This is a genomic window from Ideonella sp. (genome assembly GCF_044358605.1).
Taxonomy (GTDB): domain Bacteria; phylum Pseudomonadota; class Gammaproteobacteria; order Burkholderiales; family Burkholderiaceae_C; genus Ideonella.
Genome location: NZ_JBIKNQ010000011.1, coordinates 54,969 through 77,077 on the forward strand (window position 1 = coordinate 54,969; position 22,109 = coordinate 77,077).

Annotated in this window: 26 protein-coding genes; 8 read left to right on the plus strand and 18 right to left on the minus strand. The window is 64.4% G+C overall.

Going from position 1 to position 22,109, the window contains the following annotated elements; translation table 11 throughout:
* The 6 genes from narJ to ACIQ3Q_RS06030 are packed head-to-tail and all read left to right on the plus strand — an operon-like array spanning position 1 to position 5,534.
* Positions 1-705, plus strand: a complete 705-nt coding sequence (gene narJ, locus ACIQ3Q_RS06005) for a nitrate reductase molybdenum cofactor assembly chaperone (RefSeq protein ID WP_396268110.1) — start codon at positions 1-3, stop codon at positions 703-705.
* Positions 702-1,445, plus strand: coding sequence for a respiratory nitrate reductase subunit gamma (gene narI / locus ACIQ3Q_RS06010; RefSeq protein WP_396268111.1), 744 nt, complete (start codon positions 702-704; stop codon positions 1,443-1,445). Before narJ ends, narI begins: the two co-directional genes overlap by 4 nt.
* A 14-nt stretch (positions 1,446-1,459) precedes the next feature.
* Positions 1,460-2,218 carry a peptidylprolyl isomerase gene (locus ACIQ3Q_RS06015; RefSeq protein ID WP_396268112.1) on the plus strand — a complete coding sequence of 253 codons (759 nt, stop codon included), beginning with the start codon at positions 1,460-1,462 and terminating at the stop codon, positions 2,216-2,218.
* Positions 2,219-2,226: 8 nt separating this feature from the next.
* Complete coding sequence (locus ACIQ3Q_RS06020; protein WP_396268113.1) at positions 2,227-2,943, plus strand: carbonic anhydrase; 717 nt, start codon at positions 2,227-2,229, stop codon at positions 2,941-2,943.
* A gap of 9 nt (positions 2,944-2,952) precedes the next feature.
* On the plus strand, positions 2,953-4,827 hold the full coding sequence (locus ACIQ3Q_RS06025) for a type IV pili methyl-accepting chemotaxis transducer N-terminal domain-containing protein (protein ID WP_396268114.1): 1,875 nt from the start codon (positions 2,953-2,955) through the stop codon (positions 4,825-4,827).
* Between the two features lie 2 nt (positions 4,828-4,829).
* Positions 4,830-5,534 (plus strand): response regulator, encoded by a 705-nt coding sequence (locus ACIQ3Q_RS06030; RefSeq protein ID WP_396268115.1) that lies wholly within the window; start codon positions 4,830-4,832, stop codon positions 5,532-5,534.
* A 138-nt stretch (positions 5,535-5,672) separates the two neighbouring features.
* On the opposite strand, the gene ACIQ3Q_RS06035 is transcribed toward ACIQ3Q_RS06030, so the two are convergent.
* From ACIQ3Q_RS06035 to ACIQ3Q_RS06045, 3 genes are all read right to left on the minus strand, one after another.
* Complete coding sequence (locus tag ACIQ3Q_RS06035; protein ID WP_396268116.1) at positions 5,673-6,299, minus strand: LysE family translocator; 627 nt, start codon at positions 6,297-6,299, stop codon at positions 5,673-5,675.
* A gap of 87 nt (positions 6,300-6,386) precedes the next feature.
* Positions 6,387-6,866, minus strand: a complete 480-nt coding sequence (locus ACIQ3Q_RS06040) for a GreA/GreB family elongation factor (RefSeq protein WP_396268117.1) — start codon at positions 6,864-6,866, stop codon at positions 6,387-6,389.
* A gap of 73 nt (positions 6,867-6,939) precedes the next feature.
* A complete protein-coding gene (locus ACIQ3Q_RS06045; protein WP_396268118.1) occupies positions 6,940-7,896 on the minus strand; it encodes an energy transducer TonB in 957 nt (318 codons plus the stop codon).
* Positions 7,897-7,945: 49 nt separating this feature from the next.
* On the opposite strand from ACIQ3Q_RS06045, the gene ACIQ3Q_RS06050 reads away from it, so the two are divergent.
* Together ACIQ3Q_RS06050 and ACIQ3Q_RS06055 are read left to right on the plus strand one after the other, a co-directional pair.
* Complete coding sequence (locus tag ACIQ3Q_RS06050) at positions 7,946-8,623, plus strand: ArsR/SmtB family transcription factor (protein WP_396268119.1); 678 nt, start codon at positions 7,946-7,948, stop codon at positions 8,621-8,623.
* 9 nt (positions 8,624-8,632) lie between these two features.
* The gene (locus ACIQ3Q_RS06055) at positions 8,633-9,907 is read left to right on the plus strand and encodes an MFS transporter (protein WP_396268120.1); all 1,275 of its coding nucleotides are present in this window, start codon (positions 8,633-8,635) and stop codon (positions 9,905-9,907) included.
* On the opposite strand, the gene ACIQ3Q_RS06060 is transcribed toward ACIQ3Q_RS06055, so the two are convergent.
* From ACIQ3Q_RS06060 to ACIQ3Q_RS06130, 15 genes are all read right to left on the minus strand, one after another.
* On the minus strand, positions 9,896-10,534 hold the full coding sequence (locus tag ACIQ3Q_RS06060; RefSeq protein ID WP_396268121.1) for an NAD-dependent dehydratase: 639 nt from the start codon (positions 10,532-10,534) through the stop codon (positions 9,896-9,898). The two genes, ACIQ3Q_RS06055 and ACIQ3Q_RS06060, sit on opposite strands and share 12 nt — an antisense overlap.
* 61 nt (positions 10,535-10,595) lie before the next feature.
* Positions 10,596-12,272 (minus strand): sulfurtransferase, encoded by a 1,677-nt coding sequence (locus ACIQ3Q_RS06065; protein ID WP_396268122.1) that lies wholly within the window; start codon positions 12,270-12,272, stop codon positions 10,596-10,598.
* 105 nt (positions 12,273-12,377) lie between these two features.
* On the minus strand, positions 12,378-13,019 hold the full coding sequence (locus tag ACIQ3Q_RS06070; protein ID WP_396268123.1) for an HAD-IA family hydrolase: 642 nt from the start codon (positions 13,017-13,019) through the stop codon (positions 12,378-12,380).
* Positions 13,016-13,402 (minus strand): VOC family protein, encoded by a 387-nt coding sequence (locus ACIQ3Q_RS06075; RefSeq protein ID WP_396268124.1) that lies wholly within the window; start codon positions 13,400-13,402, stop codon positions 13,016-13,018. Before ACIQ3Q_RS06075 ends, ACIQ3Q_RS06070 begins: the two co-directional genes overlap by 4 nt.
* Before the next feature lie 381 nt (positions 13,403-13,783).
* Complete coding sequence (locus ACIQ3Q_RS06080; protein WP_396268125.1) at positions 13,784-14,080, minus strand: type II toxin-antitoxin system RelE/ParE family toxin; 297 nt, start codon at positions 14,078-14,080, stop codon at positions 13,784-13,786.
* Positions 14,077-14,307, minus strand: coding sequence for an addiction module protein (locus ACIQ3Q_RS06085; protein WP_396268126.1), 231 nt, complete (start codon positions 14,305-14,307; stop codon positions 14,077-14,079). Before ACIQ3Q_RS06085 ends, ACIQ3Q_RS06080 begins: the two co-directional genes overlap by 4 nt.
* A gap of 215 nt (positions 14,308-14,522) precedes the next feature.
* Entirely contained in the window at positions 14,523-14,837 is a 315-nt protein-coding gene (locus ACIQ3Q_RS06090) for a hypothetical protein (RefSeq protein ID WP_396268127.1), read from the minus strand.
* 170 nt (positions 14,838-15,007) lie between these two features.
* A complete protein-coding gene (locus ACIQ3Q_RS06095) occupies positions 15,008-15,889 on the minus strand; it encodes a hypothetical protein (protein WP_396268128.1) in 882 nt (293 codons plus the stop codon).
* Positions 15,890-16,321: 432 nt separating this feature from the next.
* Positions 16,322-16,810: a GNAT family N-acetyltransferase gene (locus tag ACIQ3Q_RS06100; RefSeq protein ID WP_396268129.1), complete on the minus strand. Its 489-nt coding sequence runs from the start codon at positions 16,808-16,810 to the stop codon at positions 16,322-16,324.
* A 12-nt stretch (positions 16,811-16,822) separates the two neighbouring features.
* Positions 16,823-17,335 (minus strand): bifunctional diaminohydroxyphosphoribosylaminopyrimidine deaminase/5-amino-6-(5-phosphoribosylamino)uracil reductase RibD, encoded by a 513-nt coding sequence (locus ACIQ3Q_RS06105; RefSeq protein ID WP_396268130.1) that lies wholly within the window; start codon positions 17,333-17,335, stop codon positions 16,823-16,825.
* A gap of 78 nt (positions 17,336-17,413) precedes the next feature.
* Positions 17,414-17,776, minus strand: coding sequence for a hypothetical protein (locus tag ACIQ3Q_RS06110; RefSeq protein WP_396268131.1), 363 nt, complete (start codon positions 17,774-17,776; stop codon positions 17,414-17,416).
* A gap of 72 nt (positions 17,777-17,848) precedes the next feature.
* Complete coding sequence (locus ACIQ3Q_RS06115; RefSeq protein ID WP_396268132.1) at positions 17,849-18,151, minus strand: hypothetical protein; 303 nt, start codon at positions 18,149-18,151, stop codon at positions 17,849-17,851.
* Positions 18,152-18,243: 92 nt separating this feature from the next.
* Complete coding sequence (locus ACIQ3Q_RS06120) at positions 18,244-18,504, minus strand: hypothetical protein (RefSeq protein WP_396268133.1); 261 nt, start codon at positions 18,502-18,504, stop codon at positions 18,244-18,246.
* 364 nt (positions 18,505-18,868) lie between these two features.
* Entirely contained in the window at positions 18,869-21,130 is a 2,262-nt protein-coding gene (locus ACIQ3Q_RS06125) for a GH92 family glycosyl hydrolase (protein WP_396268134.1), read from the minus strand.
* Positions 21,130-22,089 (minus strand): alpha/beta hydrolase, encoded by a 960-nt coding sequence (locus ACIQ3Q_RS06130; protein WP_396268136.1) that lies wholly within the window; start codon positions 22,087-22,089, stop codon positions 21,130-21,132. The genes ACIQ3Q_RS06125 and ACIQ3Q_RS06130 overlap by 1 nt, the downstream gene beginning before the upstream one ends.
* Positions 22,090-22,109: the final 20 nt, after the last annotated feature.

A 22,109-nucleotide genomic window follows, 5' to 3' on the forward strand; every position in this document is an offset into this window, starting at 1 on the left:
ATGAAGAACTTCTTTGCCACCTCTCCCCGCCCCATGGCGCGCAGCCTGCGGGTGCTGGCCCGCCTGCTGTCCTACCCCGACGCCCCCCTGCGCCAGCACCTGCCAGAGCTGCAAGCCGCCCTGCACCAAGAGCAAGCCTTGGGGGCCGCCCGCTTGGCCGAGTTGGATGGGCTGATCGCCCACCTGCAGCGCCAAGCACCGCTAGAGGCCGAGGCCGACTATGTGCAACTCTTTGACAGCGGACGGCGCACCGCGCTGTGCCTGTTTGAGCATGTGCATGGCGACTCGCGCGAGCGCGGCCCGGCCATGATCGACCTGGCTCAGACCTACGAAAAAGGCGGGCTCTATCTGGCCGAAGGCGAGATGCCCGACGACCTGCGGGTGCTGCTGGAGTTTTGCTCCACCCAGCCGCCCAAAGAGGCCGCTGGCTTCTTGAGTGAAATCGCCCATTTGCTGAACGTGATCTTCAGCGCCTTGGCGCAACGCCAGAGCCGCTATGCCAGCGTGCTGGGCGCCTTGCTGGACTTGGCGGGCCACCCGGCCGAGGCCGTGCCCATTGCCTCCGAAGAGCCCTTGGATGAAAGCTGGCAAGAGCCCTTGGCCTTTGATGGCTGCGGCAGTGCCGGTCAACGCCCAGGCAGCAGCCAGACCCAACCCATTCACCTGGTGCGTCGCAACGCCCCTCGCACAGGAGCCACGCCATGAACTCGCATTCCGATCTCAGCCTGTACCTGCACGACTTCTTCTTCACGGTGTATCCGTACATCTGCCTGGCCGTGTTCTTCATGGGCAGCCTGGCCAGGTTCGACCGCGACCAATACACCTGGAAGAGCGACTCCTCCCAACTGCTGCGCCACGGCATGCTGCGCTGGGGCTCCAACCTGTTTCACCTGGGCATCTTGTTTCTGTTCGTCGGCCATTCGGTTGGCATGCTGACACCGCATGCGCTGTACGAGTCCTTCATGACCCCGGCGCAAAAGCAGATGCTGGCCATCGTGGCCGGGGGCGTGGCCGGCGCGGTTTGTTTTGTGGGCCTGAGCATGTTGCTGTGGCGGCGTTTGTTTGACCCGCGCATCCGGCTGACCAGCCACCGCACCGACATCGCCATCTTGCTCATCTTGTGGGTGCAGCTCACGCTGGGTCTGGTGACCCTGCCCTTCTCGCTGGCCCATGCGGATGGCAGCGTGATGCTGATCCTGGCCGACTGGGCGCAGCGCATCGTCACCTTCCGGCCGCAGGCGGCCAACCTGATCGAGCTGGCCTGGCCTTACAAGGTACACATGGTGCTGGGCATGACCATCTTCTTCCTCTTCCCCTTCAGCCGCCTGGTGCATGTCTGGAGTGGTTTGGCGTCTGTCGCCTATCTGTGGCGGCCCCGGCAGTTGGTGCGCTCCCGCCGCCTGAACCTGCCGCCCGGCCACAACACACCGCAACGCCAACTCTGAAGGAGCCCCTCCTCATGCTCGCCACCATCAACGACATCGCCCTGCATGGGCCTGAAGAAGCCCTGAGCCCCGCCGAGCTGCGCCAGCGCGCCTGCACCGAGCTGCTGCGTCAAGCCGCCCAGCGTGACGGCCTGCTGCCTGCTGACGACGCCGTGCCCGAGGACGGCGCCATCACCGAGGCGGCGCAGGCTGCCATCGAGCAGTGGCTGGCCCAGCACCTGCCCGAGGTGCCGGTGGACGAAGCCGCCTGCCGCCGCCACTTTGCCGCCCAGCCCCAACGCTGGGCCCAAGGTGAGCGGGTGCTGGTGCGACACATCCTGTTTGCCGTGACCCCCGGCGTGCCGCTGGCCCCGCTGCGCCAGCGGGCCGAGGCCTGCTTGTTGAACCTGCGCGTGGCCGACAGCCAAGGCCCGGCCTTTGCACTGGCCGCTGCCGAGTGGTCCAACTGCCCCAGCGCGGCCCAGGGCGGCGAGCTGGGCTGGCTCAGTGCGGCTGACTGTGCGCCGGAGTTTGCGCGCGAGGTGTTGGGGCAGCCCGAGGTGGGCGTATTGCCCCGCCTGGTCTGCACCCGTTTTGGTTTGCATGTGGTGGAAGTGCTGGCGCGTGAGCCGGGCGTGCAAGCCACGTTTGAAGCGGTACGCGAGGCCGTGGCCTTGCACTTGCAGCAGCATCACTTTGCAACGGCCCTGGGCCAGACCTTGCGGCAACTGGCGGCCCAGGCCACCGTCTGCGGCGTGGCCCTGGAGGCCAATGACGCGCCGCTGATGCAGTGAGCCCGGCCATGGACGACGAATGGCTGGCCCGGCTGCGTCACTTTCATGACAATGCCTTCCCCGACCACCAACAGACCTTTCAGACCCTGGTGGAGCAAGGCCAGCACCCCAGCACCTTGTTCATCGGTTGTTCGGACTCTCGCCTGGTGCCGTATTTGCTGACGGGCACCGGCCCTGGCGAGCTGTTCTTGGTGCGCAATGTGGGTGCCTTTGTACCGCCCTGGGACGGTGCCTGCGGCGGGCCGCTAGCGGGCTACCACGGCACGGCCGCCGCCATCGAGTTTGCGGTGCTGAGCCTGGCCGTGCGCCGCATCATCGTCTGCGGGCACAGCCACTGCGGGGGCATACGCGCGCTCTACACCGGTGTGCCGCCCGAAGCCCGCAACCTGCAGCAATGGCTGGACCTAGGCCGCGCAGCCACCCTGCCGGTGGCCGAGCTCAGCCCAGAGGCGCTGCGCCGCACCGAGCAGCGTGCCGTGGTGTTGCAACTGGAACGGCTGATGAACTACCCCATGGTGCGCGCGGGGGTAGAAGCCGGGCGCATCAGCCTGCACGGCTGGCACTATGTGATCGAAGACGGCGAGGTGCATGTGTTCGATGTGACGCGTGGCTGCTTTGTGGCGGCCTCGCAAGCCGACCATGCGGGCACGGGCCCCTATGCCCACTACCGCGATGACTCACCCGCGCTTGACCAAGATCAAGACCCGCTCCCCCCCGGTGCGTAGAGTGGTTTGATGACCTTTCCTCGATCCCTCTCTGCCAAGCTGGGCACCATCGGCACGGTGCTGCTGCTGATGGCGCTGGCCTCCATCAGCCTGACGCTGTGGGTGACTTGGCAGCTGGAGGGCGGCGCGGCTGCGGTCAACGAGGCCGGGCGCATGCGCATGCAAACGTGGCGCTTGGCCCAAACGCTGTCGGGCACTGACGAGGCCCGCGTTCGCCTCTACCAAGACCAGTTCGACAGCAGCGTGCGCGTCTTGGCCACGGGCGACCCGGCACGCCCCTTGTTTCTGCCCCGCGATGTCGCCACACAAGCTGCCTTTGCGGACGTGCAGCAAGGCTGGCAGCATCTTCAGCGCGCGTGGGGTGCGACGCCTCGGCCCTCGGCCCAAGTGGTGGCGCAACAGGCCGAGGCTCTGGTGGAGCGCATCGACGTTTTCGTCACCGCCATCGAGGTGCAACTGGCCTCGCTCACGACCATCCTGAATGCCTTTCAATTCATGATGGTGGCCCTGGCCCTGGCCAGTGCGGTGGCCTTGCTCTATGCCGCCTACCTTTTTGTGTTCAACCCCTTGGCGCGCTTGCAGTCGGGCCTGGAGAAGGTATCCAAGGGTGACTTGAGCGCGCGGGTCGAGGTGAGCAGCAGCGACGAGTTTGGCGCGCTCTCGCAAGGCTTCAACCAGATGGCGACCACCTTGCAGGACCTCTACCAAAGCCTGGAAGACAAAGTGCGCGAGAAGACCTTGCGGCTGGAGCAACAACGCGCACGTCTGGTGGCCATGTATGAGGCGGCAGCGTTTGTGGCCAAGGCGGATTCTCTGCAGACCTTGACGCAAGGCTTTGCGCGGCAATTGCAGCGCGTCGCCGACGCCAATGCCTGCGCCGTGCGCTGGGCCGATGAACACACCCAGCGCTATGTGCTGCTGGCGTCTGAGGGCCTGCCCGCCAGCCTGACCGAAGACGAACACTGCCTGCCCGTGGGCGATTGCCATTGCGGCCAAACCAAGCAGCAGAGCCAGACCCGCGTCATCCCTATTCGTGCCGATGGCGAGCATGGGCTGCGCAGCCACTGCGAGCGTGCCGGGTTTGCCAGTGTGCTGGTGATCCCCTTGCAACTGCACGACCGGCGTGTGGGCGAACTGAACCTGTTCTACCGCCACGAGCACGTGCTCAGCACCGACGATCAGGCTTTGCTAGAGACACTGGCCAGCCACTTGGCGGGGGCCATTGAGAGCCTGCGGGCCAGCGCGCTGGAACGCGAGGCGGCCGTGGCCAGCGAGCGCGGGCTGCTGGCCAGCGAGCTGCATGACAGCATTGCCCAAAGCTTGGCCTTTCTCAAAATCCAAACGGGCTTGCTGCGCCAAGCGCTGAAGCGTCGCGACGACCACCAAGCCGACGCCGTGCTGGCCGAGTTGGATGCCGGTGTGGCCGAAAGCATGGCCGATGTGCGCGAGCTGTTGGTGCACTTTCGGACCCGCACCAATACCGAGGACATCAGCGCCGCGCTGCAAACCACCTTGCAAAAGTTTGAGCACCAAACCGGCCTCAAGACCCACTTGCAGCTTGAAGGCGCCGGCCTGCCGCTGCCCGCAGACATTCAGGTGCAGGTGCTGCATGTGGTGCTGGAGGCTTTGTCCAATGTGCGCAAGCACGCCCGGGCCAGCACGGTGTGGGTTGAGGTCCAACAGAGCTTGCCGTGGCGCGTGGAAGTGCGCGACGACGGCCAAGGCTTTGACACCGACCTCGCCACTGGCGAAACCCATGTGGGCTTGCGCATCATGCGCGAGCGCGCCGCCCGCATCGGCGCCCTGGTGGAGCTGAGCTCGGTGCCGGGCTCAGGAACCTGCGTGGTGCTGACCCTGCCCGACACCCAACTTTTGGCTGCCTGATGATGACTGCCTCTCCTTCCACGACGGTGCCTGGCGCGCCACCCGTTCGGCTGCTGGTGGTGGACGACCACACCCTGTTTCGGCGCGGCTTGATGGCCTTGCTGGGGGGCGACCCGCGCTTCACCATCGTGGCCGAAGCCGCCGATGCGGCCGAGGCGCAGCGGCATGCGGCCCTGCACCAACCCGACCTGATCTTGCTGGACAACCACATGCCCGGCGTGAACGGCGTGGACGCGCTGGCCAGCCTGCGCGAGGTGGCGCCGCAAGCCAAGGTGCTGATGCTGACCGTCAGTGAAGACGAGCGCCACCTGGCTGCGGCGCTGCGTGGCGGCGCGCGTGGCTACTTGCTTAAAACGGTGGACAGCGATGTGCTGGCGGCCGTGATCCTGCGCACCATGGCGGGTGAGTCCATCATCAGCCCGGAGATGACCAGCAAGCTGGTGCAGGCCTTTCAGGCCGAGCATGCGCCCGCCCCAGCCTCGCCCTTGCCCGATAGCCCCATCGACCCGCTGAGCACGCTGTCGCCCCGCGAGACGGAGATCCTCAAGCACATCGCCCAGGGCGCCAGCAACAAAGAGATCGCACGGGCACTGGACATCGCCGAGACCACCGTCAAGATCCATGTCCAGCACATCCTGCGCAAACTCAACCTCAGCTCACGCGTGCAGGCTGCCGTGTTTGCGACGACACGTTCTTTCGTGGCCTGATAGACGCAAGGCAGAACGTCCTGACGGGGTCAGGGCGAGTTCTTCTTGACGCATTTGGCGTGCACTTGCTGGCGGCTCAATGAACCCACAGCACCTCAAAACCCTGCGCTACGAACTCTTGCGATGACGCGAGAGGCCCTAGACCGCTCTTGAAAAGAGCTGCTTGAGACCAAAGGCCACCAAGAGCGAGCCAAAGAAGGATTCGAAATACACCTTGAAGCGCTTGAAGGTGGCCGCAGCCCTCGGGTTGGACAGCACCGACACCACGATAGTGAACCACACCGCCGCCACCACAAACACTGACAAGACCATGGCGCTCAAGAGAATGAATCCGGCATCAGCGGGCGCAGCGGACGACAAGGCCGAGGCGTAGTAGATCGCCGCCTTGGGATTGGCCATGGTGGTGGACAGGCCCTTCGAGAAGTTCTTGAACATGGAGCCTGCGGGTGCGCCATCTTGGCCCTCGGGCAAGGGCGTTCTGGCATTGCGCAGCAAGCCTATGCCCAGCCACAGGAGATAGAGCGCGCCAAAGGTCTTGATGACCATGAACAAGGAAGGGAACAAGGCAAACAAGGCCCCCACCCCCAGCAAGGCCGCGCCGGCCCAAACGCCATTGCCTATCACCACCCCCAATGCCACCGCTGCGGCGCTGCGCCGCGACCCGGTGACTGCCGCATAGGTGACGGCCAAAAAGTCAGGCCCCGGGCTCATGATGCCCACGCAGGCAATGGCCGCCACCGTGGCAAGTGCGATCACAGATTCCATGGTTCAGTCTCAAGAAATGGTTGCCGAGATGAAGGGGACCCGGGCCATCATATCGCCCGACACCTCACAGGCGTTTGTGAGCGAGCCTCACTGCACCCACAGCACCTCAAACTGCCGGCTTGAGGCGACCTGCAGCAATACCTCATCGCCCTCGCCTTTGCCCAGCAGGGCCTGGCCCAAAGGCGCCTCGCTGCTGATGACCTGCACAAGCTGGGCGCCGCTGTGCAGCTTCATGCTGCCGCCCACGGGCCCCAGAAACAGCAGTTGCTGCTGCTCGTTGGCATCCACCAGGCAGACCAGTGCGCCGAGCTGTAGCCCCAAGCGAGCATCAAAGGGCAGCGGGCGGAACTGGCGCCAAGCGGCCATCGCTTGGCGAATGGCCTCGGCGCGACGCGCTTGGCCCGTGGCCAAGTAGGCGGCCTCCAGCCCCAGGGTGTCGTATTTGTTTTCGGCGATGTTTTCTTCGTGGGTCGCCGTTTCATGGGCCGCCCGCGCGGCCTGTTCGGCTTGCTCAAGGTCTTGGGCCAGTTGGTCCAGTACCTGTTGGCGCAGCAAGAGTTTGTCCATGATGAAGGGGCGGCGTCTCGACCACGCGGAAGGGGAGCAGGCCGGGATTATGGAGGGCGCACCACCCCGGCGCTCAAGGCCGCAAGGTGGATGACCAGCCCTGCTCCAACTGCCGCCGCATCTGCGCGCTTTCTGCTTCCAGGGTGTCGGGGGGCAGTTGCTTCAAGCAGTCGGCCAGCTCTTCAGCGCTCATGGGCGCGGCGGGCGGGCGCTGGCCTCGGGCGGTGGCTGATGAACTGCCGTTCCAGGCAAAGGGGTTGCTGAAGGCGGGGGCGTCGGGCTGGCAGTCGTTTTTGTAGAGAGGTGGCCCGTCGGTGTCGTAGGGCTGAAAGGAGATGGTGCGCTGAAACACCAGGGGCTTGCCGGTGGGTGTGGGCGGCAGGGGCGGCATGTGTTCAATGGCATGGCGGGCCAGGCGCTCGGCCTTGGCTGAAGTGCTCCACAAGGTATCGAGCCGCGCCAGGCGGCCGTCTGGGGCGATCTCCACTTCAAAGCGCACGGCGCCTTGGTCTGGCCCTTCCACGGCCTCGCCCATCAGGCTGCGCACATGCTGGCCCCAGGTGTGGCGATAGCGCTTGCTGTTCTTCAGGCTGTATTGCCCGGCCAAGGCCCACTCTTGGGCGCTAGGTGTGGGCGGTGCGGCCAGGGTGGCCAGGGGCTTGGTGGCTGTGGCTGTGGCTGTGGCTGTGGCTGTGGCTGTGGCTGTGGCTGTGGCTGTGGCTGTGGCTGTGGCTGTGGCTGTGGCTGTGGCTGTGGCTGTGGGCGTGGGCGTGGGCTGCTCGGGTGCAGGCGGCGCTGCTGGGGCGGCGTTGGGGCGTTTGGTGGGCTTGGGCCGAGGGGCCGTCAAAGGCAGCGGCTCGGGCTGTGGTGCCGGGGTGGGGGCCTGCAATATCAGCAGCACATCGCTCTGTGGCCGGGGTTTGGGCACACGCACCTGCAGCCCGGCCGCAGGCAGCAGCCCCAACGCGCACAGGTGCACCGCCGCCACAAGGGCAGCCAACAGCAGGCGGTGGCGGGGCAAGGCAAACATAAGCCAGAAGCGATTGACGCATCATTCTAACGATCATTAGAATGATTTGATGAAAAAGCGTGACCTCAAAGACCTGCTCTACGAACAAGTGGCCCGCATCGGCAAGGCCCTGGCCAGCCCCAAGCGCTTGGAGTTGTTGGAGCTGCTGGCCCAGGGTGAAAAGTCGGTGGAGGTGCTGGCGCAAGAGCTGTCGGTGGACATCAAGCTGGCCAGCGCCCACTTGAAGGCCCTGAAAGAAGCGCGCTTGGTGGGCTTTCGCAAAGAGGGCAAGTACGTGCTCTACAGCTTGTCAGGCAGCGATGTGGCGGGGCTGTGGGTGAACTTGCGCGAAGTGGCCGAGGCCCATTTGCAAGAGCTGCGACACGCCCTGGACCAGATGGTGGCCGAGCCCAGCACGCTGACCACGCTGGACAGGCCCACGCTGATGGCCCGCGCCAAGCGTGGCGAGGTGGTGGTGATCGACGTGCGCCCCGCCGAGGAATACGAGGTGGGCCATCTGCCGTATGCGCGCTCTATGCCGGTGGGCGAGATCGCCAGCCGACTGGCCGAGTTGCCCAAGGGCAAAGACATCGTCGCCTATTGCCGTGGGCCGTTTTGCCTGTTCTCACAAGAGGCCTATCAACTGCTGAGCCGCAAGGGCTATCGGGTGCACAAGCTCTTGGATGGTGTCAGTGAGTGGCAGGCGGCGGGCATGCCGCTGGTTGGCATGGCCCAAGCCCCGGCCTGATGCACGCTGATGAACACTGAGGCCCCACGCGCTCTAGACCACGGCATCGCAGCCCATCGAAGCCAGTTCTTGCATTGGCTCACACAAGTGTTATTTGTGGGGCTGACGCTGGGCATGATGCGCACGGTCGTCCCCACATTGGCAGAAGCAGAGTTTGGCGTGCCCAAAACCTCCTTCTTGCTGCTGAGCACCTTTGTGATGGCCTTCGGCGCGGTCAAGGCGGTGATGAACTTCGTGGCTGGGCGCTTGTCTGAACGGCTGGGGCGCAAGCGGGTGTTGTTGATGGGGTGGTGTGTGGCGCTGCCTGTACCGCTGATGGTGGGGCTGGCCCCGCATTGGGCTTGGGTGGTGGCGGCCACGGTCTTGCTGGGAGTGAACCAAGGACTGACTTGGTCGATGACCCAAACCGCCAAGCTCGACCTCACCCGCCCGCAAGAGCGCGGCCTGACCTTGGGCTTGAATGAGTTTGCAGGCTATGTGGGCGTGGCCTTGGGTGGCCTCTTCACGGCCTGGCTGGCCAGCCACTGGGGCCCGCGCGAAAGCTTGCTGGTGTTTGGTGTGGTGGTCACGGCCTTGGCCTTGCTGCAAGCGGCCCTCTGCATCCAAGAGACCTTGCCGTGGGCGCAGGCCGCTGCCACACAGCAGCCCAGGGCCGTGGCCAGCGCTCTCACCCACCCGGCCCCAAGCACTTGGCAAGTGTTCGCCCTGATGAGCTGGCAAGACCGCCGCCTGCTGGCCCTGTGCCAAGCCGGCTTGGTGGAGAAGTTTGTGGACGCGCTGGTATGGGTGCTCTACCCGGTCTACTTGATGAAGCAGGGCGTGAGCCTGCCGCAGGCCGGCGCCATCATTGGTGTGTACGGCTTGGTGTGGGGCAGTGCGCAGTTGCTGACCGGCCCGTGGTCAGACCGCATGGGCCGCCACCGCTTGAACGTGGGCGGCATGGTGCTGTGCGGGGCGGGCGTGGCCCTGATGGTGCTGGGGCATGGCGTGCCTTGGTGGGTGGCCTCTGCGGCCCTGACGGGCCTGGGCATGGCCCTGCTCTACCCCAATCTCTCGGCCGCCGTGGCCGACTTCGCCCCCCCACAGTGGCGCGGCTCAGCCATTGGCATCTACCGCTTTTGGCGCGACCTGGGTTATGCCTTGGGTGCCCTGGGGCTGGGGCTGGCGGCGCACCACAGCGGCCAGATGGAGGCCGCCTTTTGGTTTGTGGCGCTGAGCATGGTGTGCTCAGGCGCGCTGCTGTGGTGGTGGGGTGAGGAGAGCCACCCGGGCTCAGGCCTCTAAGATCTCAGCGTTTTCAACACAGCTGCGGCCTGGCTTGGCCAGCCGTGCTGCCTGCAGCAGCGCCCGCGCCACCGCCTCGGTGCGCACCGCACGGTAACGCGCCGGAATGAGCGGGCGGGCCAGGCGCGCAAACCACAGGCCCAACGCCTCGCCGGGGCGAGAGTCCGGCCTGGGGCCGCCGTCCAACAGCGAGGGCCGCACCAGCGTCAGCGAGGCAAAGCCCAGCGCGGCCAGGTCATCTTCCGTCTCGCCCTTGGTGCGCAAATACAAATTGCTGCTGGCCGCTGCGGCGCCCAGCGACGAGTTCAACGCAAAGGTGGGCGTGCCCGCCGCGCGCGCCAAGCGCGCTGCCGCCAGCACATGGTCGTGGTCCACCGCGCGGAAGGCGGCGGGCGAGCCTGCTTGCTTCAGCGTGGTGCCCAAGCAGCACACCACCGCATCCGCCGTCCACCAGTCGGCCTGCGGCAGCGCCTTAAAGTCAACGATGGGGTTGAGCAGCTTGGGGTGGGGCGGCAGCGCCCGCCGCGTGGGGGCGACCACCTGCGCCACGCTGGGGTCAGCCAGGGCTTGGGCCAGCACTTGTTGGCCGACGAGGCCGGTGGCGCCGAGGAGGAGGAGTTTGGTCATGGTGTGTACGGGCACAAAAGGCCATTGTGCGGCCATGCGAACCTAGAACACTCCATGCGCATCAGGGCTGCAGCGCCAGTCGCGTGTCTGAAAAGCCCATGAGTCGCAACACCACATAGGCCACAGCGGCCTCGCCGGGCTCATCGCCCACGCTCACGATGCGGGCATGGCGTGGCAGGCCCGCCTTGGACAACACGGTCCACAGTTCGTGCGCGGGCTTGGGCTGGCCATTGGCTTGCAGCAGTTGCCCATAAGGCAGGTGCACGCTTGTGCCGGGCATGGCCTGCGGCGCTGGGGCCTGTGCGCCCACCCACAAAAACACCAGCGGCAGGCCGGCGGCACGGGGTTCAGCCTTGGCCGCTTGAGCGTTAGTCACCAAGACGGGCCTCAGCACGCTGCTGTAGGCCACCGGCTCGATGGTCGGGTCCAGCGCAGACTGCTTGGCTCCTAAGCGCGTGGGCTCTTTGACCACCGGCAAGCCTTTTAGGCCCCAGTCGTCCAGACTGTCCATCAGCACCGAAACCTTGCGCTGACCCAGGTGCTCCAGCAGCGCAAAGGCCAGCGCTGCTGGCGGCTGAAGCCCACCCTCAGACACCAGCACAGCCTCGTGTTGGGGGTCGATACCCGCAGCCCCCAACAGTGACCGCAAGCCCTGCGGCTGGGCCAAGTGGGTGCGCCATTGTTCAGTCGGCAGGCTCAGGGCAAAGGGCACATGGCCCAGGGCGTAGGTGGCGCGGGGGCGCACGTCCACCACGCTGATGGGGCTGTGGCTATAGGTGCGCAGCATGGTGTTGCTAAAGCCATTGAGCCACTCGGCGCTGCGCAGCAAAGAGGGGGTGGCGTAGGCCCAGAGTGGCAGGTCGCGCGGGTCTTGCAGCCACTCGCGTTGCGAGCCCTGGTAGAGCTTGACTTGGGGGTAGCCCAGCAGGAACTTAGCCGCAAAGAAGGGCACGCTGGCCGCCACACCGCCGCCGCAATAGCTGATGACTTGCTGCTCGCGGCGCACGCCCAGGTGCGCCAGCAGGCCCTCCAACTCAGCGCGAGATTTGAAGGTCTTGTCGGGCCTGAAGAAGTCGTCAGCTGGGGTCAGCAAGGCATGGGGCACATGGCCACCCCGGCTGAAGAACTTGGCACCCCCGTAATAGAAGGGCGGGTCCAGCGCCTCCAGCAAGGCATGGTGGGCCGGGTCGCCTGATGCCTGCAGAAACTCCGGCAGGTAAGCCCGGGGATCTTGCAGGGGCGCACGCACCACCAGGTTGCCAGGCTGGGGCGCCGGGGTCGCCTCGCCTGTGAGCTTGCCGCCTGATGCCTTCCAGGCTGCGAGGCCGCCGTCCAGCAAACGCAGGCGCTGCAGGGGCACCCCATGGCGGTGGAGTTCGTAGAACTGCCAAGTGGCCAGCATGGCACCACCCTGGTCATGAATGACGATGAGCTGATGGCCCTCGTTGAGCCCCCAACTGCGCAGCCGGGCCTGCATGGCTTGCGCATCCACTTCACGCGAGCCATAGCTGTAGAAGTCTGCACTCACGGCGCCGGGAATGTGGCCCATGTCATGCAGCTTGCGGGGCGAGGCGTCCAAGACCAGCGGGGGCGACTGCCCGGCCAGGGCTTGGCTCAACCACGCCGCATCCACCAAAGGGTCTGGGTCTTGGGCCTGCGCCAGGGCGCTTACACCCCCCATCACCAGGCCAAGCACACAGAGCGCCAGTCGGCGGATCAGGGAGTGTCTGTGCATCATCGCTCTTACTCTCGACAAGGAAAGGATGCACCTTGCCCGAGCCCCCGGATGGGGGCCATCGCTATGCGACAGACTGCAGAAGCGGGGGGATGATGTGCTTGAGCGTTAATGCCCAAGCCATGCCATCACCTGGGACAGACGGTGGATCGGCGTCACACTTGTTTGCGCCGCAGCGCTGTCTTGGGTCAACCAAAGGGCCTGCATGCCTGCGGCCTGCGCGGCCTGCACGCCCACCGCGCTGTCCTCCACCACCACACAAGCCGCAGGCTCAAAGCCCATGGCCGCAGCAGCGTGCAAAAACAGGCCAGGGTCGGGCTTCCAGGCCCCAACGCTGTAAGAGCTGAACACCCTCGTCTCCCCCACATAGGGTGCCAAACCAGACACCTCAAGCGCCTGACGGATCTTGGGCAGCGGCCCGCCAGAGGCAATGCAAAAGGGGAGCGGCAAGTTCTGCAACAGCATCGACGCGCCGGGCATGGGCTTGAGCTGGGTCTCAAACAACTCCGCCACGCGCGAGCGATAACGCAGCTCAAAGTCAGCGGAGAGCGGGGCCTCCAGCCGCGCGGCCAAGTCCACCAAGATGGAGGCCAGCTTCTGCCCTCGGTAGCGCTCGGTCAGCACGGCCACGGAGTCTTGCAGCCCCGGCAGCAGATCCAGAAAGGCTTGGTTGCACAGCGACTCGCTGTCCACCAAGGTGCCGTCCAGGTCAAAGATCAGGCACTGGGGCGCAGGCCATGTCTCACTCATTCAGACGCGTGGCACACGGCCTCGATGTTGTGGCCGTCCGGGTCCAGCACAAAAGCGCCCCAGTAGTGCGGGTGGTAGTGCGGGCGCAGGCCGGGGCCACCGTTGTCGCGGCCGCCTGCGGCCAGGGCCGCTGCATAGAAGGCGTTGACCTCGGCGCGGGTGGCCACTTGAAACGCCACATGGATGGGCGGGTGGTTGGGCGTGCCTTGGCTGATCCAAAAGTCCGGCTTGGGCGCCACGCCAAAACCGGCCACATCGGTGTGGCCCGTCACGCTGGCCGGAATGTCAGCCAAGAGGCTGTAGCCGATGGGCGCCAGGGCCTGGGTGTAGAAGGCTTTGCTCTTGGCAAAGTCGCTGACGTTGACGCCGGTGTGGTCGATCATGGTGGGGTCCAGTCAGTGGAAACAGTGACTTGATCTTGCCATGGCCTGCAGCCAAGTTGGCTGAGCAAAGAGGCAAGGCATCGCAAGTTGAAACGCTGAGTCGGGGGTGTGCCGAATCCAATCTGTCGCACAAACCCACTTGTGCGACACAAAACCGCACTTGCGCGACACATTATTTGTCGCACAAGCCAGTGCGATGTGCCCGTAATGCCTCCTTCAGGAAACAAGACGAATCAGCCACTGGGGTTCTCTGCTCGGTAGGCCTCGCACGCGAGAAAAGCTGAGCCGTTTGGCTTCGGAAAGCCGTTTACGTCGCGGTCACCGCCCACCATGACGGGTTGGGGTGCGGCCGACGTCACCACCATCACTTTGGGCTTGGCTTCACTGCAGACGGCTCAGCCAGTACTCCGGAAGTCGGCGACTGTCAGCGACAGCATGAATGAGGACGCCGTACACCTCTTCGGTGTAAACCACTGAGAACGGAAAGTCCGTCACCAGCCTGCGTCGCGTTCCGCCTGCAGACGGCTTGCCATGCATTGGATAGATTGCGGCACGTTGGGCTGCAGCTTCGACCTCAGACCGGAATCTTGCCCCGAGGCCCTTCTCGAGGGCTTCGTAGTACGCCGTTTGCCCAAGCAGCTCAAACTTGGCGTGCTTGGTGAAGCGCGCTTGCTTCAAGGCGCAATTCGACGGGCTTCTGCAAACACGTCTTCCGCAGCAAAGGTCTCGACTTCCCCTCGCTTGTAAGCTTCGACTCGCTTGACGATCTCAGCGTCCCAGGCCGACTCAATCTCAGAGAGCGGCGGTTCGTGGAGCGATTCAAGAAGCAGCTCCACGAGCCGAGAGCGATCCTCCGGGGCGAGCGAGCGGCCGCGGTCTGCAAGTTCAGCAACGATGTCAGCCATGGTGCGTCTCCGTGATCGGGCAGATCATAGCGCCCGCTGGAGGAAAGGGCCACCTTGTGAAGCCGGGAAAGAGGGGGTTGGATTGCGCGCGGGGAGGTGCCACCAGACATCTTGAGGCTGCGCCACCCCAAAGCGCTGGCTGCCGCGGGCACCACCAAGGTGCGACAGAACGAACCCGTGACGATGCCAACCCGGCAGAGCCCCGGAAAGCCTGATCAAGGCTTGGTGACAGGCTTCAACGGCGCTTGTTCGCAGAAGGCCTTGAAGCCCGCCGAGGTGTTGGCAAAGCCCTTGGCGCTGGCCAGCTCCCAGGGGCGTTCGCACTGCTGGGTGTGGCCGCACCAGAGGTAACCGGCCGAGCCGATGCAGCCGTTCGCGTCGCGGTCACCGCCCACCTTGACGGGCTGGGGCGCAGCCGGCGTCACGACCACCACTTTGGGGCCAGTGGGCTCGGGTGGAGCCTTGCTGCTGCAAGCGGCCAGGGCCAGCACGGCGGTGACCAGAGCGGAGGTGTAGAAGAAAGCGCGCATGAACAAGGTCCTCAAGGTGATGATGATTCGGGCAGAACAGCTTACAGCGAAGTCGCCTCGTGCTGCAGTGGCGCCCTGTTGACAAGAGGCCAAGGGCTCATGCTAGGCCTCAACTGGCTCGAGGTGGGAAAGACGTTTGTCTCTCTTAGCGGTGCCACGACGCAGAGGCGTCACCGGGCTGCCGCGTTGGTGGGCCGCGTTGTCTGAGACTCTTTTGAGTTGGCCTGAATCTCGATAACCCCTTCAGCCGTCTCGATGGTCATCTTCATCAGCGTACCCGTTTCGGTCGACAAGAGAGTCTGGGTAGATACCTCATAGAGCATGGTGCCGCCGCCACTGCCCTCTGCGGTCATCTTCATGGCGCCTGCGGGGTTGATGAAGTCCATGCTGTAGATTTGCTGAACACGCGCTATGCCGTCATCTACTGAAAGCAGCTGATTCGAAATCCGCATCTTGATGTCGAGAGGCGGTAGCCCAGGCAGTGGGACTTGCAGGGCCATCACTTGCGGGACACTTTGATCGACAGACAGCGCAATGGGCTGAACGGCTGCAGCTTGCGTCAAAACCGCTGCGATGATCTTGCGTAGCGGCTCTGCAATGGCGGGGTCACCCCCCATCACCTCAACAGAATCTTCACGCAACTTTCCACCCAACTCCACGGCAGCGACGACACGGAGCCCCTTGAATGGCATCCTCTCGGGCAACAGTTGCCGTTGTCCATCGAGCCCAATGACGTGCGATGTCTTGTCGATGTAGTGCATCTCGACGGGAAAAGTTTGGTCCGGTTGCACCTGCCCCGTGATGTAGCGAATGGTCTGCTTGTTCGTGAGGCGAATGGAGACTGGCCTAGAGGAGATCCGCCCACTCGACTTCGCCACGATTCCCCGGTCTTCGAGAACGCGTATGGTCGTCACGGCATCAACGACAGTCTCTGTCGTTAGGTCACGTCCGGGTTGGATCCGGTAGTTGAGTTCGACTTCTGGCTGTTTGGCCGCGACTGTGCAGCTCGCAAACAAAGCTACGAGGAAAAGCTTGAGATGAGAGGGTGACATGATCTTTAGGCCTCATGGGGATGAGAGAAAGCCAGACAGCATTCCTCACCCACACCGCCGGACGTAGAGGGCACGTGCCCGGCAAATCGAGTTGTTGAATACCTGCAGTCCATTGTGAAGCACTACGCCTTTCCCGCAAGCAGGGTGCCTCTCTGGTCTGCCATGTCGTGCCTATTGGCAAGGCCCCAACGAGTTTGGATTGCTTTGCTATGCCTCGGCGCGAACCAGCAGATAGGTGCCTAGTTTGAGACTTGCCAAAGCGGATTCCAGTGCGGGAACCAACTGCAGGTGATGCTGCAATTCGTTTGCGACAGCGTCCAGCACCAAGACGGCCACCGGCAATCTCGCCGTGTTCTGGGCTGCTGCCGGAATTCCGGACACCGACCTAAGCTCCTCGAGCTTGTTCGAACTGTACTGGACTTACTAGCGGGGTTAGGCCCCACTGCGGTAGAGCCACTGAGTGACGTGTTCATTGTCTTCGTCAACGCGGGCGCCTACCTGGAGGAAGCCTGCCTTCTGGGCGACACGGATGGATGCGGCGTTGTATGGAACGATTTCCGCCAGAACTTCAGACCTCCCCGATTGAAGAGCAAGTCCGGTTAGGAGCCTGAGCGCTGCACTGGCTGCGCCCTGACCTCGAGTGCTCGGTGCGACGCCATAGCCGACTGCGACGCGGTTGAGACCGAGAGGCGTCTTGAAGCCGCACGCACCTACGATGCGGGAGTCTTGGTCTCGGACGATCAGGTACGAGGTCGACAGGTTTGGATGACCAGGGTTGGCCTCCAACTTTAGTGCCCTTGCCGCAACGAATGCTGGCGGCAAGGACCCAGGCTCCGCGCGGTCGACGAGCTCGTCCGGGATACGCGAGTCCGCCAACCACTCCAGCGTTGGTTTTAAGAGCGGAAGAAGCGCGTACGGCATTTGGTGTGGGGCCTAGCATTTGACGTGAGGGGCGCCGAGCGTAGCGAGGGAACTGCGCGGCAGCGCAGCGTCCATCTCGACGGAATTGTTAGCGATCAGAGCCAAGTGAGGCCCCAGATCTGAAAGAGCTCTTTCTTCGAGAACACCTACGCACACTTCTAGCCCGGCAGCCTTGAGGATTTCTATTCCAGTGCCCGCGTTTCTTGGATCTGGATCGAGCGTGGCAACCACCACTCGCCTGATGCCTCGTACTACCAATGCCTTTGCACAAGAGGGCGTTCGGCCGTGAAATGAACAGGGCTCAAGTGTGACGAACGCTGTGACCTCGGATAAATCGCCCGCAACCTGGGCGAGAGCCATAGCCTCCGCGTGGTGTTTGCCAGGCGCTTGGGTAAAGCCAGTGGCAATGATCTCGCCGTCCTTAACAAGAACGCAGCCTACTGGTGGGTTGGGTGTGCATGCGGGCAAGGCTTTTTTGCCTTCGTGCAATGCCCGCTGCATGAAATTCTCGTCCGACGACAACATGATCGCTAACGTGCGCGCTCAGCGGGCGGCGAAGCCGTCCGCTGGAGCAAAGGGTTGAGCATCAGGCGGCCGAACGACCTAATTGGCTTCACGAATGCCTCCGAATTGTCCGTCGTATGCAGCGACGTGTCCCGGAAATAGCCTTGCGTAGACATCGTGTGCGATCCCGAGAACATTCAATTCCGCATAGAAGTCGCCTGCGTCTTCCGTGTAGTCGAGAACGCCCACCCCGACACACGGAATGATGAAACCATCCTCGGTTTGAACTGACAACGCCAACTCTGTTTGGTCGGCGTGGTTGCCTTTGCAATACGCAGCAATCGCCTCGTAGTCAGGGGCCGGCACAAACTGCCCGAAGGCCACCCCCATCGGTGGATCGCCGTGTTCGAGCGCAGAGTGCCCGACGAGCGCTTTCTGGTGGAAGACGAGGAACTTTGTCATCTGAGGCTCAACGTGTGCACTCAGCGGGCGGCGAAGCCGTCCGCTGCAGCAAAAGGTTGGGCAGCGGAAGCCTCATGCCGTAGCGCCCGCGCGCTGAAGCAATGTGCGAACCCACGGATTCGCGGCATGCAACCGCGCCTCGGCCAAAGGCCAGCCCGGCGCAGTTTCGACCAGATGCAAAACCGACCAGGCCAAGCCAAAGCAACTGGATTCGTCGGTCGGGAAGATAGACAAGAGCGCGAGAGCCTCTTCACCGGTGATCGGTCGCTCCACTTGCGCGAGCGCAGATTCGAACGCCTGCAACTGTGCAACCTCGGCCACCTCTTCATCGGGAAGTGGTCCCAAGTCGACCACCTGACTGATACAAATGCGCATGCGTTACTCCGCTGCCCAACGTGCGCGGTAAGCGGACCAGCCGGCGAAGCTGGCGCAGGTCCGCTTGACCAGAAGGTTGGACAGCATCTTAGTCACGCGGCTTGCGGTCTTTGGTGCCCGCATTCGAGTTCATGACCCTCGGCGAACACCGAGATGAAGCCCATGTCATTCGATGGCCACACCTGCAAGCTGTCCCCGTTGTCCAAGATCTCGAACTGCGCACACGGGTCGTTCACGTCCGCGCGCAACTGGAATGTCTGCTCGGGAAGCATCCAGTAATCCGCGCCCTCCGGCTCGACATAGATAGGCCGCGGCAACCCAGTTCGATTCGTAATGGACATCGTTCGCTTCATGCGGCGCTCGTGCTGTTCAACTTCTCTTATGTGGCGACAGATGCCTCTCGCCCGAAAAAACCCTGTCGCCCAGCACAAGCTGAGAGGCCATCACCTACGCATCTGTCAGTGTTGATGATTTGCATTTTTCTTCGGCTGGGCAAGCGGCATTAACAGATCGGCATTCTGGCGCAGGGGTTGCCTGCACTTTAGCGCCCTGCGGACGCTTGTGGAGATATGTTCTGGGGACGTCCGGGCAGTGATTTCCCGCACGAGGAGGGCTCAGCACCACCACCCACCCTCACAGCGGCGCGCCTGCAAGCCATCCCCGCACTCGGCAGCTCAAGTTGCGGCGCTTGCCATGGCTCACTTCAGCAGGCCCTCATCACCTCGCCACATCAAAGCGCAGACTCCGCGCCGCCACCAACTCGGCATGCGACAAGCGCCCAGGTGCCGCCACAGGCTGGCCATCCAGTTGCACCTGCACCCGGTGCGGGCGGCTGCGCACAGCAGGCACCAGCGCTTGGGCGGGTGCGGTCAGCGTCAAGGTTTTGGTGGGGCCGAGTTGTAGGGTGGCTTGGCGCACCAGGGGCAGGCCCAGGGTGTAGTGGGCTTGGCCGGGGGTAACGGGGTAGAGGCCCAGCGTGGCGAAGACCAGCCAGGCGCTCAGCTGGCCGCAGTCGTCGTTGCCGACCAGGCCGCGTGGGCCCTCGCGGTAAAAGCTTTTGGCGATGCGCTGCACCAGGGCATGGCCCTTCCAGGGGGACGGGGTGTGGGCATACAACCAAGCGCTGTGGTGGCTGGGCTCGTTGCCGTGGGCGTTTTGGCCGATCATGGCTTCTTGGCCCAGGTGTTTGTTGTCACCGGCAGCTTGGCGGCTGAAGTAGGCGTCGAGCCAGCGCTCCAAACCTTGCGGGCCGCCCATCAGGCGGCGCAGGCCTTCGGGGTCGTGCAGGGCGGGGGTCAAGGTGTATTGCCAGGCATTGGCCTCGGTGTAGTCGCCGGGGTTGTTGAGCGGCGAGGTGGGCGTGTCGGGGTTGAAGGGCTGGCGCCAACGACCTTGGCTGTCTTTGCCGCGCATCACTTGGGTCTCGGCGTCCCACAGCTGGGTGTAGCCCTGGGCGCGGGCGGCAAAGCGCTGTTGCGTAGCGGTGTCGCCCAAGAGCGCGGCGGCACGGGCCACGGCGTCGTCGCCATAGCCCAGCTCCAAAGTTTTAGAGACAGACTCGCCCGGCTCTTTGTCAAAGGGCAGATAGCCGAATTGCTCCAACAGGGTCCAGTCGCGCTGGGCCCATTCAGCCGCCTGGGAGCGGGGCCGGGTGCTGGTCTCGACCATGGCTTGGAGCGCGGCACGGTGGTCAAAGCCTTTAAAACCTTTGGCCATGGCGTCAGCGATCACGGGCAGGGCCGGGTTGCCGATCATGGTGTGGGTCTCGCGGCCCCAGGCCGTCCACAGCGGCAGGTAGCCTTGTTGGGCGTGGTGGTCCAACAGGGTTTGGACCATGCCATCGACCCGCTCGGGCGCGATCAGGGTGAACAGCGGGTGGACGGCGCGGAAGGTGTCCCACAGCGAGAGGGTGCTGTAGTAGTGGCCGCTGCGGGTTTGCAAGACCTCGCCACGTGGGCCGCGCACGCGGCCGTCAGCGTCGGCAAGCTCACTGGGGTGGATGAACACATGGTAGAGCGCGGTGTAGAAGATGCGCTGCTGGGCCGCTGGGGCGTGAGGGATGCGGATGCGGCCCAGGTGCTCGTTCCAGACCGCTTTGGCCTGCTGGCGCACAGCGTCAAAACCAGCGGAGCGGTCCGCCGCCATATTGGCCCAGGCGCCGGCCACGTCCACGGTAGACAAGGCCACGCGGGCCTGCAGCACACGGCCGCCCTTCAAATCAAACGTTAAGACCTGGCGTGGGGCGCGCTCGCCGGGGCGCAGCGGCAGGTCGATCACGCTGTGAATGGGGTGGTCAAAGCGCAGCGCGGCCGAGGCCTGGCGCTCCACCCAATTGCGCGAGTGCACGGTGAGTTGCCACTCACCCTGCTCTGCCCGCACGGCATGGTCGGCCACGGCCCGCACGCGCTCGGGCTGGCGGCCATCGGGCAGTTCGCCCATCACAAAGTTCAGGCCGTGTTGGCCGTCCACCAGCACCTGCACTTTGCCGCCGCGCGCAAAGGTGTAGCGGTGCCAGGCCACGCGGGCGGTGGCCGTCAGCTCCACCGTCACCTGGCCTTGGGGCAGGCGCACTTTGTAATAGCCCGGGCTGGCTTGTTCACTGGCACGGTCTTTGGCCAGGCTGAAGTCGGTGGTGGCCGCCGTCCAGGGGCTGCCGTGGCGGGGCTGCAGCAGCAGGTCGCCCAGCTCCGGGATGCCCGCGCCGCTGATGTGGGTGTTAGAAAACCCACGGATGCGGGCATCTGCATGCTGGTAGCCGCCGCTGTAGCTCCAGCCCCGGTCGTTGGTGTCGGGGCTGGGTGCGACCATGCCAAAGGGCAGCACCGCACCGGGGAAGGTGTGGCCCGTGCCCTGGGTGCCCACAAAGGGGTCGACCAGGCGGGTCAAGTCGGGGGCCGCTGCCGCAGCCTGCACCGGCAGCGCCCACAGCCCCACGCAGGCGGCCCAACAAGCCGCCAAGCCAGCCGCCAGGGCGCGCATCAGCGTGCTCCCCACATGAACAGCAGCGGAATCTCCAGCCGATCGGCCCAGGCCTTTTCGTTGTGGCCCGTGCCTTCAAACACCCGGGTCATGAAGTTGGCCGCAGGGCCTTGGTCGGTGTAGCCGCGGTCGCGCACGATCTGGTTCACAAACACTTGGAAGGGCGCGTAGAGCGCGTCCAGCTCGGTGGTACCGTGGTCTTGGTAGAGGCGGTGGGTAGCGGGGTCGGCGAGGTGGTCGCGCAGATAGACATAAGCGGCCAGCGGCATGTGCGAGTTGGGCTCGAAGCCGCCGATCCAGTGGGTCGATAAGCCCGCCGCACGGCCAAAGATTTGCGGGTACTCGTTCATGGCGTAAACGGAGATCAAGCCGCCCATGCTGGAGCCCATCACCGCCGTGTGCTCAGGCCCCGTGTGGGTGGGGTAGCGCGCGTCGATCAGGGGCTTGAGTTCGTTCACCAAGAAGCGCAGGTAGGCGTCGGACTGCGGCTTGTTTTGCAGGCCTTTGCGGATCAGCAGCTCGCGTGCCTCGGGCCGCATGTGCGCCAGATACTTTTGCGGAAAGTACTCGCTGTGCCGGTACTTGCCGTTGTTCCACACGCCCACCACCAGGGTGGGCGGCAGGCGGCCGTCGGCCATCAAGCGGCTCAGCGTGCGGTCCACATGCCAGGCCTGTTTGTTCCAGGTGGTGCGGGCGTCATACAGCATTTGCCCGTCGTGCATATAAAGCACATTGAAGCGCTGGCCAGCGGCCTTCAGGGCGTCAAAGTTCTGGGGCAGCCAGACATCCACATGGCGGGCATCCACCTCTTTGGAGGGCACGTTGGCCAGGCGCTCGACGCGGCCCGACTCGGGCTGGGGCAAGGGCTCGGGTGTGGTGGCCAAGGTGGACAGCGGCATGGCCAGGGCCAAGGCCAAAGCGCTCAGCGTGTGGCGACGGGAAGTGTGGAAGATCGTCATGCTTTGGCTTTCAAGTTCGG

Excerpts from the sequence above, each read along its gene's own strand:
- narJ (WP_396268110.1), top strand. The coding sequence starts at position 1 with ATGAAGAACTTCTTTGCCACCTCTCCCCGCCCCATGGCGCGCAGCCTG.
- narI (WP_396268111.1), top strand. The coding sequence starts at position 702 with ATGAACTCGCATTCCGATCTCAGCCTGTACCTGCACGACTTCTTCTTC.
- ACIQ3Q_RS06015 (WP_396268112.1), top strand. The coding sequence starts at position 1,460 with ATGCTCGCCACCATCAACGACATCGCCCTGCATGGGCCTGAAGAAGCC.
- ACIQ3Q_RS06020 (WP_396268113.1), top strand. The coding sequence starts at position 2,227 with ATGGACGACGAATGGCTGGCCCGGCTGCGTCACTTTCATGACAATGCC.
- ACIQ3Q_RS06025 (WP_396268114.1), top strand. The coding sequence starts at position 2,953 with ATGACCTTTCCTCGATCCCTCTCTGCCAAGCTGGGCACCATCGGCACG.
- ACIQ3Q_RS06030 (WP_396268115.1), top strand. The coding sequence starts at position 4,830 with ATGACTGCCTCTCCTTCCACGACGGTGCCTGGCGCGCCACCCGTTCGG.
- ACIQ3Q_RS06035 (WP_396268116.1), bottom strand. The coding sequence starts at position 6,299 with ATGGAATCTGTGATCGCACTTGCCACGGTGGCGGCCATTGCCTGCGTG.
- ACIQ3Q_RS06040 (WP_396268117.1), bottom strand. The coding sequence starts at position 6,866 with ATGGACAAACTCTTGCTGCGCCAACAGGTACTGGACCAACTGGCCCAA.
- ACIQ3Q_RS06045 (WP_396268118.1), bottom strand. The coding sequence starts at position 7,896 with ATGTTTGCCTTGCCCCGCCACCGCCTGCTGTTGGCTGCCCTTGTGGCG.
- ACIQ3Q_RS06050 (WP_396268119.1), top strand. The coding sequence starts at position 7,946 with ATGAAAAAGCGTGACCTCAAAGACCTGCTCTACGAACAAGTGGCCCGC.
- ACIQ3Q_RS06055 (WP_396268120.1), top strand. The coding sequence starts at position 8,633 with ATGAACACTGAGGCCCCACGCGCTCTAGACCACGGCATCGCAGCCCAT.
- ACIQ3Q_RS06060 (WP_396268121.1), bottom strand. The coding sequence starts at position 10,534 with ATGACCAAACTCCTCCTCCTCGGCGCCACCGGCCTCGTCGGCCAACAA.
- ACIQ3Q_RS06065 (WP_396268122.1), bottom strand. The coding sequence starts at position 12,272 with ATGATGCACAGACACTCCCTGATCCGCCGACTGGCGCTCTGTGTGCTT.
- ACIQ3Q_RS06070 (WP_396268123.1), bottom strand. The coding sequence starts at position 13,019 with ATGAGTGAGACATGGCCTGCGCCCCAGTGCCTGATCTTTGACCTGGAC.
- ACIQ3Q_RS06075 (WP_396268124.1), bottom strand. The coding sequence starts at position 13,402 with ATGATCGACCACACCGGCGTCAACGTCAGCGACTTTGCCAAGAGCAAA.
- ACIQ3Q_RS06085 (WP_396268126.1), bottom strand. The coding sequence starts at position 14,307 with ATGGCTGACATCGTTGCTGAACTTGCAGACCGCGGCCGCTCGCTCGCC.
- ACIQ3Q_RS06090 (WP_396268127.1), bottom strand. The coding sequence starts at position 14,837 with ATGCGCGCTTTCTTCTACACCTCCGCTCTGGTCACCGCCGTGCTGGCC.
- ACIQ3Q_RS06095 (WP_396268128.1), bottom strand. The coding sequence starts at position 15,889 with ATGTCACCCTCTCATCTCAAGCTTTTCCTCGTAGCTTTGTTTGCGAGC.
- ACIQ3Q_RS06100 (WP_396268129.1), bottom strand. The coding sequence starts at position 16,810 with ATGCCGTACGCGCTTCTTCCGCTCTTAAAACCAACGCTGGAGTGGTTG.
- ACIQ3Q_RS06105 (WP_396268130.1), bottom strand. The coding sequence starts at position 17,335 with ATGTTGTCGTCGGACGAGAATTTCATGCAGCGGGCATTGCACGAAGGC.
- ACIQ3Q_RS06110 (WP_396268131.1), bottom strand. The coding sequence starts at position 17,776 with ATGACAAAGTTCCTCGTCTTCCACCAGAAAGCGCTCGTCGGGCACTCT.
- ACIQ3Q_RS06115 (WP_396268132.1), bottom strand. The coding sequence starts at position 18,151 with ATGCGCATTTGTATCAGTCAGGTGGTCGACTTGGGACCACTTCCCGAT.
- ACIQ3Q_RS06120 (WP_396268133.1), bottom strand. The coding sequence starts at position 18,504 with ATGAAGCGAACGATGTCCATTACGAATCGAACTGGGTTGCCGCGGCCT.
- ACIQ3Q_RS06125 (WP_396268134.1), bottom strand. The coding sequence starts at position 21,130 with ATGCGCGCCCTGGCGGCTGGCTTGGCGGCTTGTTGGGCCGCCTGCGTG.
- ACIQ3Q_RS06130 (WP_396268136.1), bottom strand. The coding sequence starts at position 22,089 with ATGACGATCTTCCACACTTCCCGTCGCCACACGCTGAGCGCTTTGGCC.